13 protein-coding genes are annotated in these 14,725 nt (G+C 57.4%); 9 read left to right on the top strand and 4 right to left on the bottom strand.

The features are described from left to right. The first annotated feature begins 125 nt into the window (after nucleotides 1-125). A complete protein-coding gene (gene ptsG / locus ACTG2T_RS04185) occupies nucleotides 126-1,556 on the top strand; it encodes a PTS glucose transporter subunit IIBC (protein ID WP_005338586.1) in 1,431 nt (476 codons plus the stop codon). Between the two features lie 276 nt (nucleotides 1,557-1,832). Here the strand turns inward: ptsG and ACTG2T_RS04180 are convergent, their stop codons facing one another. From ACTG2T_RS04180 to map, 4 genes are all read right to left on the bottom strand, one after another. Continuing rightward, the gene (locus tag ACTG2T_RS04180; protein ID WP_005338583.1) at nucleotides 1,833-2,216 is read right to left on the bottom strand and encodes a DUF3461 family protein; all 384 of its coding nucleotides are present in this window, start codon (nucleotides 2,214-2,216) and stop codon (nucleotides 1,833-1,835) included. Nucleotides 2,217-2,342: 126 nt separating this feature from the next. Beyond that, nucleotides 2,343-3,170, bottom strand: coding sequence for a 2,3,4,5-tetrahydropyridine-2,6-dicarboxylate N-succinyltransferase (gene dapD / locus ACTG2T_RS04175; protein WP_330124042.1), 828 nt, complete (start codon nucleotides 3,168-3,170; stop codon nucleotides 2,343-2,345). A 174-nt stretch (nucleotides 3,171-3,344) separates the two neighbouring features. Next, the gene (gene glnD / locus ACTG2T_RS04170) at nucleotides 3,345-5,993 is read right to left on the bottom strand and encodes a bifunctional uridylyltransferase/uridylyl-removing protein GlnD (RefSeq protein WP_330124043.1); all 2,649 of its coding nucleotides are present in this window, start codon (nucleotides 5,991-5,993) and stop codon (nucleotides 3,345-3,347) included. 86 nt (nucleotides 5,994-6,079) lie between these two features. Next, nucleotides 6,080-6,868, bottom strand: coding sequence for a type I methionyl aminopeptidase (map, locus tag ACTG2T_RS04165; protein ID WP_005338579.1), 789 nt, complete (start codon nucleotides 6,866-6,868; stop codon nucleotides 6,080-6,082). A 371-nt stretch (nucleotides 6,869-7,239) separates the two neighbouring features. On the opposite strand from map, the gene rpsB reads away from it, so the two are divergent. The 8 genes from rpsB to rseP all read left to right on the top strand — a co-directional run bounded on the left by rpsB (nucleotide 7,240) and on the right by rseP (nucleotide 14,701). After that, nucleotides 7,240-7,968, top strand: a complete 729-nt coding sequence (gene rpsB, locus ACTG2T_RS04160; protein ID WP_005303470.1) for a 30S ribosomal protein S2 — start codon at nucleotides 7,240-7,242, stop codon at nucleotides 7,966-7,968. A gap of 104 nt (nucleotides 7,969-8,072) precedes the next feature. Continuing rightward, on the top strand, nucleotides 8,073-8,954 hold the full coding sequence (tsf, locus tag ACTG2T_RS04155) for a translation elongation factor Ts (protein WP_005338578.1): 882 nt from the start codon (nucleotides 8,073-8,075) through the stop codon (nucleotides 8,952-8,954). Between the two features lie 71 nt (nucleotides 8,955-9,025). Further along, entirely contained in the window at nucleotides 9,026-9,760 is a 735-nt protein-coding gene (gene pyrH, locus ACTG2T_RS04150) for a UMP kinase (protein ID WP_005338577.1), read from the top strand. A 101-nt stretch (nucleotides 9,761-9,861) separates the two neighbouring features. Continuing rightward, nucleotides 9,862-10,419, top strand: coding sequence for a ribosome recycling factor (frr, locus tag ACTG2T_RS04145; RefSeq protein WP_005338576.1), 558 nt, complete (start codon nucleotides 9,862-9,864; stop codon nucleotides 10,417-10,419). A gap of 72 nt (nucleotides 10,420-10,491) precedes the next feature. Next, nucleotides 10,492-11,268, top strand: coding sequence for a polyprenyl diphosphate synthase (uppS, locus tag ACTG2T_RS04140; protein WP_005338574.1), 777 nt, complete (start codon nucleotides 10,492-10,494; stop codon nucleotides 11,266-11,268). Nucleotides 11,269-11,295: 27 nt separating this feature from the next. Next, nucleotides 11,296-12,153, top strand: coding sequence for a phosphatidate cytidylyltransferase (locus ACTG2T_RS04135; RefSeq protein WP_026034918.1), 858 nt, complete (start codon nucleotides 11,296-11,298; stop codon nucleotides 12,151-12,153). Continuing rightward, nucleotides 12,153-13,349 (top strand): 1-deoxy-D-xylulose-5-phosphate reductoisomerase, encoded by a 1,197-nt coding sequence (ispC, locus tag ACTG2T_RS04130; RefSeq protein ID WP_330124044.1) that lies wholly within the window; start codon nucleotides 12,153-12,155, stop codon nucleotides 13,347-13,349. The genes ACTG2T_RS04135 and ispC overlap by 1 nt, the downstream gene beginning before the upstream one ends. Next, the gene (rseP, locus tag ACTG2T_RS04125) at nucleotides 13,349-14,701 is read left to right on the top strand and encodes a sigma E protease regulator RseP (RefSeq protein WP_330124045.1); all 1,353 of its coding nucleotides are present in this window, start codon (nucleotides 13,349-13,351) and stop codon (nucleotides 14,699-14,701) included. Before ispC ends, rseP begins: the two co-directional genes overlap by 1 nt. The last annotated feature ends 24 nt before the right edge of the window (nucleotides 14,702-14,725 follow it).

Here is a 14,725-nt window from a genome sequence, read left to right as displayed (position 1 = left end):
ACCCGCTGGGTTATATTCTGATGGTCAAAATAAACAAGCCCGACTCGAAGATATCTGAATGAATCAGTCCTTATTTCATCCAGATAGATCGTTCAGGGACGACAATCCATTCAGGAGCGCACACAATGTTCAAAAATGCTTTCTCTAATCTGCAAAAGGTTGGTAAGGCGCTGATGCTGCCAGTATCAGTCTTGCCAGTCGCAGGTATTCTGCTGGGGGTGGGGGCTGCCCACTTCAGCTGGATGCCGGAAATTGTCTCCCAATTGATGGAGCAAGCCGGTGGTTCCGTATTTGGCCAGATGGCCCTGCTGTTTGCAGTGGGTGTTGCTCTGGGCTTTACCAATAACGACGGTGTATCCGGTCTGTCAGCTATCGTTGGCTACGGCATCATGGTCGCAACCCTGAAGGTCATGGCACCTGTGATGGGTGTTGAAACCATCGAAACCGGCGTGCTGGGGGGTATCCTGGCCGGTGGTATCGCTGCCTGGGCGTTCAACCGTTTCTACAAGATCCAGCTGCCAGAGTACCTGGGTTTCTTCGCGGGCAAACGTGCCGTACCCATCATCACCGGTTTCCTCTCCATCGGTCTGGGTGTGATCCTGTCCGTGATTTGGCCGCCAGTTGGTGGCGCTATCGGTGCCTTCTCTGACTGGGCTGCCAACCAGAACCCGGTACTGGCCTTCGGTATCTACGGCGTGGTTGAGCGCTCCCTGATCCCGTTCGGTCTGCACCACATCTGGAACGTACCGTTCTTCTATCAGGCTGGTACTTGCGTTAACGGTGCCGGTGAAACTGTTCACGGTATCATGACCTGCTTCCTGACTGCTGATGACGCGTCCCGCGCTGCCGGTAACGGCTTTGGTCAGCTGGCTGGTGGCTATCTGTTCAAAATGTTCGGTCTGCCTGCTGCTGCGTTCGCCATCGCTCACGCTGCCAAGCCGGAAAACCGCGCCAAGATCGTTGGTATCATGGCCTCTGCTGCCCTGACCTCTTTCCTGACCGGTATCACCGAGCCGATTGAATTCTCCTTCCTGTTCATCGCTCCGGTTCTGTACGCCATTCACGCTGTACTGGCTGGTCTGGCTTATGTGCTGACCAACTCTCTGGGTATCGTACACGGTCACACCTTCTCCAACGGCTTCATCGACTTCGTGGTGCAATCTCCGCGTGCTGACAACATGCTGCTGCTGGTAGGTCTGGGTCTGGTTTACGCGGCCATCTACTACGTCGTATTCAGCTTCGTTATCCGTGCCATGAACCTGAAAACCCCGGGTCGTGAAGACGAGACTGCTGAAGAGGCCGTTGGCCAAGGCAAAGACGAGATGTCTGCTGCTCTGGTTGCCGCCTTCGGTGGTAAAGAGAACATCGCTTCTCTGGATGCCTGCATCACTCGTCTGCGTGTTGGCGTGAAAGATGTTGCCAAGGTTGACCAGGCTGGTCTGAAGAAGCTGGGTGCTGCCGGTGTGGTAGTGGCTGGTTCCGGCGTTCAAGCCATCTTCGGTACCAAGTCCGACAACCTGAAAACCGACATGGACATCTGGATGAAGAGCAACTAATTCTGTTGCCTGAATATCAGCGTGTTTGAAGAGGGAGGCGAAAGCCTCCCTCTTGCTATTTGTGGTTATGGAGCGTGCGAGTCGCTGTAGATCGATCTCGGCAGGAGTCTCGTTGCCCAAGATGCGATGTGTAACGGGATACCCTCTGTCGGCGTTGTGCCTCGCTCGCCTTATCGCACACCATCACCAGATCAACCTTATAGCCAGATAAAGTCATCCAGTAATCAGCCAATAAAAAGAGCGCCACCTGGGCGCTCTTTTGTCGAGTCGAGGGGATTAGAGTTTCTCCAGATCCCGCTCGATTTCGCTGATCTTGTTCTGCACCACTTTTTCCAGATGGCGCAGGTCGCGCAGGATCTTCTGCTTGATGTCAGGGTCGGCTTGCTGATGGACGCCCTGGGTCAGGTTGTCCAGCTCATCCACCACATATTTGAGGTTGGCATTGATCTCGGTGACATCCTTGTACTCATGGGTGCCCGAGTCAACCAGCATGGTTTTGCGCTGGCGCGGGTATTTGAATTTGACACTCTTGGCGAAGAACTCGCCCTTCTGCTTCTTGAAGTAGATCTTGAGGATGTCGTGGTTGGCCTCCTGGCGCAGGGTGTAGCTGTCGACGGAGGCGGGATCCTGGATCCCCAGGCTCTTCAGATTCTCGTACATCAGGCTTCCTCGGTTTGAAACGATCCTGTCCCATCCATCTTAACCGATGCCTCATGGCTTGCCTGTGACAGGGGCGCCAAAATGAAAAGGGCACCATAAGGCGCCCTTTCATCACCGCAATGCTGATTACTCGTCGATGGAGCGCAGCAGGGCGTTGATGCCGACTTTGGCACGGGTTTTGGCATCGACCTTTTTGACGATCACCGCCGCGTAGAGGCTGTACTTGCCGCACTTGGAGGGCAGGGAGCCGGAGACTACTACAGAGCCAGCCGGTACGCGGCCGTAGTGGATTTCGCCGGTTTCACGGTCATAGATGCGGGTGGACTGGCCGATGAAGACGCCCATGGAGATGACGGAACCTTCCTCGACGATGACCCCTTCAACCACTTCGGAGCGGGCACCGATAAAGCAGTTGTCTTCGATGATGGTCGGGTTGGCCTGCAGCGGTTCCAGTACGCCGCCGATGCCGACGCCGCCGGAGAGGTGGACGTTCTTACCGATCTGGGCGCAAGAGCCGACAGTAGCCCAGGTATCGACCATGGTACCTTCGTCAACAAAGGCGCCGATGTTGACATAGGAGGGCATCAGCACTGTATTAGGGGCGATAAAAGAGCCTTTGCGGGCCGTTGCCGGCGGCACCACGCGCACACCCGCTTCCTTGAACTGCTCGGCGGTGTAGTTGGAGAACTTGAGGGGAACCTTGTCGTAGTACTGGGCATCGTCGCCCTTGATGATGCCGTTGTCGTTGATGCGGAAGTAGAGCAGTACCGCTTTCTTCAACCACTGATGGACAACCCACTTACCGGCAATCTTCTCGGCAACCCGTGCCTTGCCAGAGTCCAGCAGGTCGATGGCTTGCAGGATGGCGGACTTGGTGGCGCTATCCACGGAGCCCGGAGTAATGGTGTCGCGGCGCTCGAAGGCCGCTTCAATGATCTGTTGCAACTCGGTCATGACAGGTTTCCTTTAAAAAATTCTGTTTGTTGTATCACACTTTTCCGACTGTTTTTAAGGGGTTGACCGGAATTCTTCCGGCCAGCGGCCATTTCTTCATCCGGTGTGCGCCAACCAGTTGTTTGGCATGGCAAAAAACGCCCGACAATCAGCCTCTTTCGAATCACTCTTCGCTTAATCCAGTACCGACTGCTGGGGATTGAGCTGGTGTACCAGTCGCTCTTCCAGCTGTTTTTGCTGCTCGGCGGTCAATGGCTCGCCATCGAGGCTGGTCAGGCTGAAAAAGTCCTCGACCCTCTCACCGAAAGTGGCAATTTTGGCGGCGTGCAGCGACAGCCCGCACTGCTGGAAAACGGCACCGATCCGCGCCAGCAGGCCGGGGGTATCGAGGGCCGTCAGCTCCATCAGGGTATGACGGCTCTCCCCTTTAGTGGGCGAAGAGCGGGGCAGGAAGACCACCCGGGTCGGCACGCTGAACTGGCGGTGGCGCCGCGACAGCGGCTTGTTGCGCAGCACCAGCTTGCCCGGCTCCTGCAGCGCCTTCTCCAGCGCTTTCTTGATGGTGGCGGTGCGGTTGGGGCTGATGGGTTCGCCGCTCGGCTCCAGTACCACGAAGGTATCGAGCACATAGTTACTGCGCGAGTTCATGATCTGGGCGTCGTGAATGTTGAGGTTCTTCTGATCCAGCGCCGAGGCGACGGTGGCAAACAGATTCGGGGTATCGCGGCAGTAGATAAACACCTCGCTGCCACCACGGGTCGGGTGTTTGCCGATGATCACCAGCGGTGCCGGGTTGTCGCCATGCTCGATGATGTGGCGGCAGTGCCAGGCGATCTGTTCCGGGCTGTGACGCAGGAAGTAGTCGGCCTTGAAATCGGCCCAGAGCTGGTTGATCGCCTCTTCCGATACATCCCGTTGCGCCAGCAGTTGCTTGGCCTGACGCTGGTTCTCGCGAATGCGCAGCCGCATGTCGGGCGGATTCTCCAGCCCCTGGCGCAGCGCCTTCTGGGTGGCGAAGTAGAGCTCGCGCAGCAGGGTGCCCTTCCAGTCGTTCCACAGGGTATCGTTGGTGGCGCAGATATCGGCCACGGTGAGGCAGTAGAGCAGGTCGAGATGCTGCTCGTCGCGCACCTTCTGGGCAAAGTCGGTGACCACGTCGGGATCGTAGATATCGCGGCGCTGGGCTGTGACCGACATCAGCAGATGGTGGCGCACCAGCCAGGCGACCAGTCGACTCTCGTAGCGATCGAGGCCGTGCAGCTGGCAGAACTCCAGCGCATCGACGGCGCCGAGTTCCGAGTGATCGCCGCGCCGTCCCTTGGCGATGTCGTGGAACAGGGCGGCGATGCTGAGCAGCTCTGGTTTGCGCAGCCGGGTGAACACCTCGTGGCAGAGCGGGTGGCTCTGGCGACTGGTCGGATTGGGAAACTGATGAATGTTCTTGAGCAGCCTGTGGGTGTGCTCATCCACCGTGTAGGCGTGGAACATATCGAACTGCATCTGGCCGACGATCAGGTTCCACTGGGGCAGATAGGCCGCCAGAATGCCGTACTTGTGCATCAGGGTGAGCGGCAGGCCGATGCCGTTGGGGTGGCGCAGCAGCGCCATAAAGAGGCGACGGCAGTCAGGCAAGTCCTGCAACCAGCAGTTCAGTTTGCGGCGAGCCTCGCGCAGCTGGCGCAAGGTGGCCGAGTGGATGCCCGCAATCTCGGGATGCTGGGCCATCTGATAGAAGAGGCGCAGGATAGCGGCCGGTTCACGGCTAAACAGCTCCGCATCCACCGCATCGATGAGGCGGCCACGGAGCTGGAACTCGTCGGAGAGGCGGCGCACATCCATGGCGGTGTTGCCGAGGATCGCCTCGTCAAACAGCTGCAGCAGCATCTCGTTGAGTTCGGAGACCCGCCGCACCGTCTGGTAGAAGCGCTTCATCATCTGCTCGACCGGAGTGTTGCCTTCCCCCTCGAACCCCAACATTTGGGCTACAGTGCGCTGGCGATCGAACAGTAGGCGGTTATCTCCCTTGTTGATTGCCATATGCAGGGCAAAGCGCACCTTCCAGAGAAAATTCTGGCAGTCGAGCAGCTCACGATACTCGGCGCGGTTGAGAAAGCCGTGGCTGGTCATCTCGAACAAGGTAGTGGCGCCGAAGTGGCGGCGGGCGACCCAGGCGAGGGTTTGAATATCCCGCAGGCCGCCCGGATTGCTCTTGAGATCCGGCTCCAGCTTGTAGGCTGTGCCGAGAAACTGCTGATGACGCTCCGCCTGCTCCTGGCGCTTGGCGCGAAAGAAGGCTTCGCTCGGCCAGAAGTACTGGGGGCCGGTGGCCTCCTTGAGCTGCTGGAAGCCCTCTTGGCGACCTGTGATGTAGCGGGCCTCGATGAGGTTGGTTGCTACCGTAATATCGGCGCGCCCCTGCTCGAGGCACTCCGCCACGTTGCGCACCGCCTGACCCACCTCCAGCTTGAGATCCCACAGCAAGGTGATGAACTCGCCGATGCGCAGTCCCAACACCTCGTCCAGTTCGTCGCCATCATAGAGGATCAGCAGGTCGATGTCGGAGTGGGGGTGCAGCTCGCCACGGCCATAGCCCCCTACCGCGATCAGGGTCAAATCGCTCTTGTCAAAGCCGAACTTCTGCCACAGCCGGCAGAGCAGCTGATCCATATACTCGGAGCGGGTGGCGACCAGCTCGATGATGTTGTCGCCGGCATCAAAACGGGCGTGCAGCCAGCCGAGAAAGCGGCTCAGGTACTCTTTGCAGTTGTCGCGAGTGAGCTGGTCATCGGGTAACAAATGGGGGGAAAGCAGGCTGGCGTCCATGGCATCTCACACGCAAGTGGCAGGCAAACGGCTGAAACAGAAGTAAAAACCCCGGCGCTTTGGAAGTTCAGGGCCGGGGTTCGATGTTAGCTGTGTTTGATGAAGCGGTCGATAGTGTCATCGGGGCGCAGGGTGAGCACCTCGCAGCCATCCTCGGTCACCAGCAGGGTGTGTTCCCACTGGGCGGAGTCGCCGCCATCCTTGGTGGTCACGGTCCAGCCATCCTTCGGATTGACCTTGCAGTGATACTTCTTGCTGTTGACCATGGGCTCGATGGTGAAGCACATGCCCGCTTTCAGCTCAAGCTTGCCACTGTTGCGGTAGTGCAGGATCTGCGGCTCTTCGTGGAACTCGGCACCGATGCCGTGACCACAATAGTCACGCACCACGGAGAAACCGGCCTTCTCGACGATGGGCTGGATCACTGCGCCAATCTCGGTAATGCAGGCACCCGGACGCACCTTCTTGATGGCGGCGTAGAGGCTCTCTTGCGCAACTTTGCAGAGCTGGCGGCGCAGTGGAGTGGTCTCGCCCACGATGAACATGGCAGAAGTATCGCCGTGGTAGCCATCCTTGATAACGGTGATATCCAGATTAATGATGTCGCCATCGCGCAGCTTCTTGTGATTCGGGATACCGTGGCAGATCACATCGTTCACCGAGGTGCAGATGGATTTGGGGAAGCCGTGGTAGTTGAGCGGAGCTGGAACCGCCTGTTGTACGTCGACAATATAGTCGTGGCAGAGGGTGTTCAGTTCGTCAGTGGTGACGCCAGCTTTGACATGGGGCGCAATCATGACCAGCACATCGGCGGCCAATTGGCCGGCAACGCGCATCTTTTCAATCTCTTCCGGTGTCTTGATTTTAATGGACATGGGATCTCTCTTGCGGCCTGCCACTGGGCCTGCGAGGGCAGACAGGACAGGTAATGAAAAATAGATGCGTTTGCAATCAGGGCAAAATTTTATCCGCAACCCCCGCGTACTTCCAGTGTGATTGTCATCACAACGTCAAATCGGCGTCGCAGCATCCTCTGGCGGGATCCATATTTACATCTGTTTAGGGTGTCGGCCGGTGGTGTCCTGAACAAAGTTATGGTATAAAGCGCGCCGGAATGGGGAACTTGCGTCCCGATTTCATCACCCTTACTTAAACAACACACACACATCGACACATATGCCGGGGTGCCTTAACGGGTCGGTTATATGGGATGTGTGGAGGCCTAACCCCAATACAGAGGTATAAAATGGCTAAAGTTTCTATGCGCGACATGCTGCAAGCCGGCGTTCACTTCGGTCACCAGACTCGTTACTGGAACCCGAAAATGAAATCCTACATCTTCGGTGCACGCAGCAAAGTTCACATCATCAACCTGGAAAAAACCGTTCCGATGTTTGACGATGCCATGAACTTCATCAGCTCCGTAGCTGCCAAGAAAGGCAAGGTACTGTTCGTTGGTACCAAGCGTGCCGCGTCTGAAGCCGTAAAAGAAGCCGCTGAGCGTTGCGACCAGTTCTATGTAAACCACCGCTGGCTGGGCGGTATGCTGACCAACTGGAAAACCGTTCGTCAGTCTATCAAGCGCCTGAAAGATCTGGAAACCCAGAGCCAGGACGGTACCTTCGACAAGCTGACCAAGAAAGAGGCGCTGATGCGTACTCGCGAAATGGAAAAGCTGGAGAAGAGCCTGGGTGGTATCAAGAACATGGGCGGCCTGCCTGACGTTCTGTTCGTTGTCGATGCCGACCACGAGCATATCGCTATCAAAGAAGCCAATAACCTGGGTATCCCGGTAGTTTCCATCGTTGATACCAACTCCAACCCGGACGGCGTTGACTATGTCATCCCGGGTAACGACGACGCTATCCGTGCCGTACAGCTGTACCTGAATGCTGCTGCTGACACCGTACTGGAAGCTCGCGCTCAGGACATCGTTGTTCAAGCCGAACAAGATGGCTTCGTTGAAGCTGAGTAATTGATAAGGACTGTAAAGCCCTTATTAACCAAGCTGATGTAATTGGTTAGCAGGGGCCCTTGTGGCCCCTGTTTCTTGTCAATTCAAGACCGAGGATACTGGACATGGCTAACGTTACTGCCGCCCTGGTAAAAGAACTGCGCGAGCGCACTGCCGCTGGCATGATGGATTGCAAAAAAGCACTGGAAGAAGCTGCTGGTGATATCGAGCTGGCAATTGAGAACATGCGCAAATCCGGTCAGGCCAAAGCCGCCAAGAAAGCTGGCCGTATCGCCGCTGAAGGCGTTATCTTTGCTCGCACCGAAGGCAACGTTGCCGTCATGATCGAGCTGAACAGCGAAACCGACTTCGTCGCCAAAGATGCCAGCTTCATGGCAATGGGCCAGAAGATCGCTGACATCGCTGCGACCCAGAAAATTGCTGACGTTGACGCGCTGAAAGCCGCTGACTTCGGTAACGGCGAATCCGTCGAGCTGACCATCACCAACCTGATCGCCAAGATCGGTGAGAACATGAACCTGCGTCGCGTGATGCTGGTTGAAGGTGACAACCTGGGTACCTACGTTCACGGTTCCCGCATTGGTGTTATCACCAAGCTGACCGGTGGTTCTGCCGAGCTGGCCAAAGATCTGGCCATGCACGTTGCTGCCAACAGCCCGCAATTCGTCAAGCCTGAAGACGTGTCTGCTGAAGTCGTTGCCAAAGAGCGCGAAATTCAGATCGACATCGCCATCAACTCCGGCAAGCCGAAAGAGATCGCCGAGAAGATGGTTGAAGGCCGCATGAAGAAGTTCACCGGTGAGGTTTCCCTGACTGGTCAACCGTTCGTGAAAGATCCTTCCATGACCGTTGCCGAGCTGCTGAAGAAAGAAGGCGCTGACGTTGTCTCCTTCACCCGTTTCGAAGTGGGCGAAGGCATCGAGAAGCAAGAGACCGATTTCGCTGCTGAAGTTGCAGCCCAAATCGCGGCCGCTCAAAAGGCCTAATCGAACCGGTTTTTCCGTTTCCCCAGACCGCGACTTATGTCGCGGTCTTTATATGACCAGGAATCAGTGACATGAGTACCAATCCCAAACCTGCATACAGACGTGTTCTTCTGAAGTTGAGTGGTGAAGCCCTGCAAGGATCCGAGGGTTTCGGCATTGATCCGGCGGTGCTGGAGCGGATGGCCCAAGAGATCAAAGAACTGGTTGAGTTGGGTGTTCAGGTCGGTCTGGTCATCGGTGGCGGCAACCTGTTCCGTGGTGCCGGTCTTGCCAAAGCGGGCATGAACCGCGTGGTGGGCGACCACATGGGTATGCTGGCAACCGTGATGAACGGTCTGGCCATGCGTGATGCCCTGCATCGTGCTTATGTGAATGCCCGTCTTATGTCAGCCATCTCCCTGCAAGGCGTCTGCGACTCCTACAGCTGGGCTGAGGCAATCAGCCAGCTGCGTGCTGGCAAAGTCGTTATCTTCTCTGCCGGTACCGGCAACCCCTTCTTCACTACCGATTCTGCGGCTTGCCTGCGCGGGATCGAGATCGAAGCTGACGTGGTGCTCAAAGCCACCAAGGTTGATGGTGTATACAACGAAGATCCGGTCAAGAATCCGGATGCCGTGCTGTATCATGAACTGAGTTATGATGAAGTTCTTGAAAAAGAGCTCAAGGTGATGGATCTTGCTGCCTTTACCCTGGCACGTGACCATGATCTGCCGATCCGTGTGTTCAACATGAACAAACCGGGTGCCCTGCGCCGGGTTGTCATGGGTGAACCGGAAGGCACTCTGATCCACCACGTTGGTAAATAAGATAAAAGTGAGCCACCTGGCGCTCTTATCCTATCCATCACGTCAGTAAATAAGATAGACACGGGCCGTGTAGCGGCTCGTTCGCCAAAAGGAAAACCACTGTGATCAACGAGATTAAAAACGACGCCAAGGACCGTATGGGCAAGAGCGTAGAAGCGCTCAAGACTCAAATGTCCAAGATCCGTACCGGCCGCGCTCACCCGAGCCTGCTCGACGGCATCCAGGTTGAGTATTACGGTGCTGCCACTCCGCTGAAACAGTTGGCCAACGTCGTGGCAGAAGATGCTCGCACCCTCTCCATCTCCATTTTTGACCGCTCCATGATCCAGGCGGTAGAGAAGGCGATCCTGACCTCCGATCTGGGCCTGAACCCGTCCAGCAATGGCCAGACCCTGCGCGTGCCGCTGCCGCCGCTGACCGAAGAGCGCCGTCGTGACCTGACCAAGATCGTCCGTGCCGAAGCGGAAAACGCCCGTGTTGCCGTGCGCAACATCCGTCGTGACGCCAACGCCGATCTGAAAGCGCTGCTGAAGGACAAAGAGATCTCCGAAGACGATGATCGTCGCGCCCAGGAAGAGATCCAGAAACTGACCGACTCCTACATCAAGCTGGTCGATGAGGCCCTTGCCGTAAAGGAGAAGGAGCTAATGGAAATCTAACCGTCTGAAAGGTATATTACGAGCGCCGTGTAGTGCCCCTGCACGGCGCTTTTGTCTTTGTGGGAGAATTACATGTCGCTTTTGGCTGCGTTGGGTGATTGTGCCAACTCGTCTTTACCCCGTCACGTCGCCATCATCATGGATGGTAACGGTCGCTGGGCCCAGAACCGAGGCAAGATGCGGGTTTATGGCCACAAGGCGGGCGTCAAGTCAGTGCGCGAGGCCGTTACCTTTGCTGCGCGAGCCAAGATCGAGGCATTGACCCTGTTTGCATTCTCCAGCGAGAACTGGCGCCGCCCGGAAGGGGAGGTCAGTGCCTTGATGGAACTGTTCATCACAGTGCTGGGTCGTGAGGTGCAGAAACTGCACAACAACGGGATCCGGCTCAAGGTGATTGGCGATACTGCTCGCTTTAGTGAGCGGTTGCAGGCCAAAATCGCCAAGGCGGAAGCCTTGACCGCCAATAACAAGGGGTTGACCCTGAACATTGCGGCCAACTATGGCGGCCAGTGGGATATCGCCCAGGCGGCCCGCAAGCTGGCTAAAGCAGTGGCGGCCGGTGAACTGGCCGCTGACGACATTGATGAATCCATGTTGACCCGCGAGGTTTGCATGGCCGATCTGCCACCCGTGGACCTGTTGATCCGCACCGGTGGCGATCATCGCATCAGCAACTTTGTGTTATGGCAGCTCGCCTATGCCGAGCTCTATTTTACCCCGGTATTGTGGCCTGATTTCAACGAGGCCGAGTTCAGTGAGGCGGTTGCCTCTTTCGTTGCCCGCGAGCGTCGCTTCGGTTGCACGGGTGAACAGATACGGGAATTGATCGCCGAGCAGCAGACCGGCTAAACCCCGCTCCCAAGAGAGAGGTTTCTTTTGCTAAAACAACGAATTATTACTGCTTTGATGTTGATCCCCCTGGTGTTGGGGGCGCTCTTCTTTCTGCCATTGAAATTTTTTGCCCTGTTGGCAGCGCTGGTGTTTTTGTTGGCCAGTCGCGAATGGAGTGGGTTTGTCTCTGCTGCTCCGCAGCAATGGTTGCCCATCGTATTTTGTCTGTTGCTCGGTGCCAGCCTCTTTTGGCTGCCGGTAGAGCAACTCTGGACGCCCCATCTGCACCCCCTGGTGATGGGCGTGCTCTGGACCGCGGTAAGCTGGTGGCTGCTGGGCCTGCTGCTGGTGCTGCGCTATCCCCAAAGCGCCAAGCTGTGGAAAGAGTCTATCTGGCTCAAGTCGCTGTTTGGTCTGGTGACCCTGGTTCCCTTCTTCTGGTCGCTGGTCGCAATCCGTGGTTACAACTTTTACCATGACCCCATGATGGGGGCCTGGATCCTGTTGTTCGTGATGGGACTGGTCTGGGCGGCAGATTCTGGCGCGTATTTTTTCGGCAAGGCGTTCGGTAAGCACAAGCTGGCACCGGCTGTGAGTCCGGGCAAAACCATCGAAGGAATGTGTGGCGGCCTCTTTACCGCCAGCCTGCTGGCCATCGGCGTTACCTGGTCGATGGGATTTGTTCCTGCCAAGATGATCACCGTGCTGTTTTGCTCTCTGCTGGCGGTGCTTGCCTCCGTACTCGGTGATCTGACCGAGAGCATGTTCAAGCGCGAAGCGGGCATCAAGGACTCCGGCACCCTGCTGCCGGGTCATGGGGGCATTCTCGACCGGATTGACAGCCTGACCGCCGCCCTGCCGGTGTTTCTGCTCAGTTATCTGCTACTCAGTCAGGAGTTTTGATGCACAAGTCACTGGTTATTCTGGGAGCCTCCGGCTCCATCGGTCAGAGTACCTTGAAAGTGCTGCGCCATAACCCGGGCAGTTGGCAAGTATTGGCGTTGACCGCCGCCCGCAACGTGGATGCCATGTTGCGGGACTGCCTCGAATTCTCCCCCCGTTTTGCCGTGATGGTCGATGAGGATGCCGCCCGTGAACTGGCTGCCCGTCTGAAAGCGCACGGCAGTGCGACCCGGGTCATGTCTGGTGCCGCAGCCCTTTGCGAGGTTGCCGCTCACCCCGACGCCCATAGCGTGATGGCCGCCATTGTGGGGGCGGCCGGTCTGGCCCCGACCATGGCCGCGGTACGTGCCGGCAAGCGTATTTTGCTGGCCAACAAGGAGGCGCTGGTGATGTCCGGTGCTTTCTTCATGGAGGCCGTGCGCGAACATGGCGCCGAGCTGCTGCCCATCGACAGCGAACACAATGCCATCTTCCAGTGTCTGCCGACCGCTGTGCAGCGCCAGCCCGGTTTTTGCGATCTGGCGGCGGCGGGGATCAGCAAGATTTTGCTGACTGGTTCCGGCGGCCCGTTCCGTTACACCGAGATCGGCGAGCTGGCCAAGGTGACACCGGCGCAGGCCATCGCCCATCCCAACTGGTCGATGGGGGCCAAGATTTCGGTCGACTCCGCCACCATGATCAACAAGGGGCTGGAGTACATCGAGGCGCGCTGGCTGTTCAATGCTGCGCCCGAGCAGATTCAGGTGGTGATCCACCCGCAGTCGGTGATCCACTCCATGGTGCAGTACAAGGATGGCTCCGTGCTGGCTCAGCTTGGCAATCCGGATATGTGTACCCCCATCGCCCATGCGCTGGCTTATCCCAATCGCATCCCCTCCAGTGTGGAACCTTTGGATTTCTTCAGTGTCGGAGAGTTCAGCTTTATCCGGCCTGATTATGATCGCTATCCCTGTCTGGCGCTGGCCATCAATGCCTGCCAGAAGGGACAAGCGGCGACCACTGCGCTCAATGGAGCCAACGAGGAGGCGGTTGCCGCCTTCCTGGCCGGGCGCATCGGTTTTATGGATATTGCCCGGATCAACGAGGCAGTGATGCTGGCGCTGGAGAGCAGCGCCGTCGGCTCGCTCGATGATCTGTTTGCCCTGGACGGTGCGGCAAGAGCCCGTGCTCACACTTTGATTGAGGAGCTTGGCTGATGGGCGGTGTGTTGTGGAATATCGGTGCCTTTGTTGTTGCGCTGGGCCTGCTGGTCGCAGTGCACGAGTTTGGTCACTTCTGGGTGGCCCGTCGTTGTGGCGTCAAGGTTGAGCGCTTCTCCATCGGTTTTGGCAAGGCGATCTGGCGCAGGATGGGTAAAGATGGCACCGAATATGTGCTGGCGCTGATCCCGCTCGGCGGTTACGTCAAGATGCTCGATGGCCGGGTCGACGAACTCAAACCCGGTGACGAGCAGTATGCCTTCAACCACAAGAGTGTCTGGGCGCGAATGGCGATTGTCGCCGCGGGTCCCATGGCCAACTTCGTCTTTGCCCTGTTTGCCCTCTGGCTGATGTTTATCATCGGGGTGCCGAGCGTCAAGCCGGTGATCGGTGAGGTGCGTCCTGCATCCATCGTGGCCGAGGCGGGTGTGCTGCCGGGGATGGAGATTGTCGGGGTTGGCGATGAGCAGACCGGTGACTGGGAGAGCGTCACTTACGCCCTTATCAGCCATCTGGGTGATGATGCTGTGACTCTCAAGGTGCAGGCACCCAATACCAGCTATGCCACCGATAAAACCTTGTCGCTGACCGGCTGGACCTTCGATCCGGATAAAGAGTCGCCCATCGGCAGCTTGGGAATTGTCCCCCTGAGTGGCAAAGTGCTGCCAGTCGTGGCTGCCGTGGTGGCCAAGAGTGCCAGTGAAAAGGCGGGGCTGCAGGTTGGTGACCGTATCAAACAGGTCGGCGATCAGCCTATTACCGCGTGGGCCGAGTTTGTCGAGCTGGTGCAGCAGGCACCGGGTGAACCCCTGCAAGTGGTGGTTGAGCGCAACAACAGTGATCTCAACGTGACCCTGACCCCGGATAGCCGCAAGGTGCAGGGCAAGCTTGTTGGATTCGTCGGTCTCTCACCGCAACTGGTTCCATTACCGGATGAATATCGAATTCTGTTACAGTATGGGCCTTTGCAGGCGCTGTGGCATGGCGGGGACAAGACTTGGAGCCTGATCACGCTCACCTTTGACATGATTGGCAAGTTGATCGGTGGCATCGTGTCGCTGGACAACCTGAGCGGCCCCATCTCCATTGCCAAGGGCGCCGGCAGCAGTGCCGACTATGGTCTGGTCTATTTCTTGAGTTTTCTGGCGCTGATCAGCGTCAACCTGGGGATTATCAATCTGTTCCCCCTGCCGGTGCTCGACGGTGGCCATCTGGTCTATTTCCTGATCGAAGCGGTCACCGGCAAGCCGGTATCAGAGAAAATACAGGAAGTGGGTTTCAGGATCGGCGCCGCCATTCTGATGTTATTGATGGGCATTGCGCTGTTTAATGATTTCGCTCGCCTCTGAGGCCAGAGCATCAACAAGGACACA

The organism is Aeromonas sp. 75A (assembly GCF_051919425.1).
Lineage (GTDB): Bacteria > Pseudomonadota > Gammaproteobacteria > Enterobacterales > Aeromonadaceae > Aeromonas > Aeromonas veronii.
Note: the sequence above shows the minus strand (reverse complement) of the source record. Positions and strands in the feature narration are given on the sequence as shown.

Bases quoted from the DNA above. Each gene is read 5' to 3' on its own strand.
- dapD (WP_330124042.1), bottom strand. From the start codon at position 3,170: ATGACCGAGTTGCAACAGATCATTGAAGCGGCCTTCGAGCGCCGCGAC.
- map (WP_005338579.1), bottom strand. From the start codon at position 6,868: ATGTCCATTAAAATCAAGACACCGGAAGAGATTGAAAAGATGCGCGTT.
- pyrH (WP_005338577.1), top strand. From the start codon at position 9,026: ATGAGTACCAATCCCAAACCTGCATACAGACGTGTTCTTCTGAAGTTG.
- uppS (WP_005338574.1), top strand. From the start codon at position 10,492: ATGTCGCTTTTGGCTGCGTTGGGTGATTGTGCCAACTCGTCTTTACCC.
- ptsG (WP_005338586.1), top strand. From the start codon at position 126: ATGTTCAAAAATGCTTTCTCTAATCTGCAAAAGGTTGGTAAGGCGCTG.
- glnD (WP_330124043.1), bottom strand. From the start codon at position 5,993: ATGGACGCCAGCCTGCTTTCCCCCCATTTGTTACCCGATGACCAGCTC.
- ACTG2T_RS04180 (WP_005338583.1), bottom strand. From the start codon at position 2,216: ATGTACGAGAATCTGAAGAGCCTGGGGATCCAGGATCCCGCCTCCGTC.
- ispC (WP_330124044.1), top strand. From the start codon at position 12,153: ATGCACAAGTCACTGGTTATTCTGGGAGCCTCCGGCTCCATCGGTCAG.
- rpsB (WP_005303470.1), top strand. From the start codon at position 7,240: ATGGCTAAAGTTTCTATGCGCGACATGCTGCAAGCCGGCGTTCACTTC.
- tsf (WP_005338578.1), top strand. From the start codon at position 8,073: ATGGCTAACGTTACTGCCGCCCTGGTAAAAGAACTGCGCGAGCGCACT.
- rseP (WP_330124045.1), top strand. From the start codon at position 13,349: ATGGGCGGTGTGTTGTGGAATATCGGTGCCTTTGTTGTTGCGCTGGGC.